The following is a 761-nucleotide window of genomic DNA, read 5'->3' as shown; positions in this document are numbered from 1 at the left end:
TGACGACTAATGAAATGGTCCGCCCCACCTCCGCAGACGCGCTAAGCTGGGAAGGCGACTGTAACGGGAGGTGATCAAGGACTACGCGACGCTCGTTGGGATCGACCTTGGCAAGCAAACCTTCCATGTGCACGGACAGGACAGCAGGGGCAAGGCGGTGTTCAGAAAGAAGTTTGGGCGCAAACAACTCATCGAATTTCTCGCGACTTGCCATTCGTGTACTGTCGTCATGGAGGCGTGCGCCGGCTCTCACTTCATGGCGCGCAAGCTGTCCTCGTTTGGTCATGAGGTCAAGCTGATTTCGCCGCAATTCGTGCGGCCATTCGTGAAATCAAACAAGAATGACTTTATCGATGCTGAGGCGATTTGCGAAGCGGCATGGCGTCCGGCAATGCGATTTGTGACGCCGAAGACCGAGTCGCAGCAAACGCTGTCGATACTTCACCGCGTGCGTGAATCGATGGTGCAGGACCGCGCGAGGACGATCAACCAGATGCACGGCTTCCTGCTCGAGTTCGGCGTCAGCCTGCCAGCCGGCAAGACCGGTGTTCCGCGACTGCCGGAGATTCTTGATTTCCATCCTTTGCCGCCCCGTCTTGTTGCCATCGGCGCATTCAACCGGTGGATGCAACACTCCTGCTGCTTACGCAGTCTTCAGTGTGTTGCATCCACCGGTTGAATGCGCCATCCTCAAGCGGCTACATGAGCACTTCAAGTATCTGCAGCAACAGATCGGTGAGATCGATCGCGAACTAGCACTG

General features: G+C 56.6%; 1 pseudogene. It reads left to right on the top strand.

What is annotated here, in order from left to right:
- Positions 1–73: 73 nt before the first annotated feature.
- Positions 74–761: pseudogene (locus BCA01S_RS36395) on the top strand (IS110 family RNA-guided transposase); the annotation flags it as partial.

The sequence above is a fragment of the Paraburkholderia caledonica NBRC 102488 genome, assembly GCF_000685095.1.
GTDB lineage: Bacteria > Pseudomonadota > Gammaproteobacteria > Burkholderiales > Burkholderiaceae > Paraburkholderia > Paraburkholderia caledonica.
Note: the sequence above shows the minus strand (reverse complement) of the source record. Positions and strands in the feature narration are given on the sequence as shown.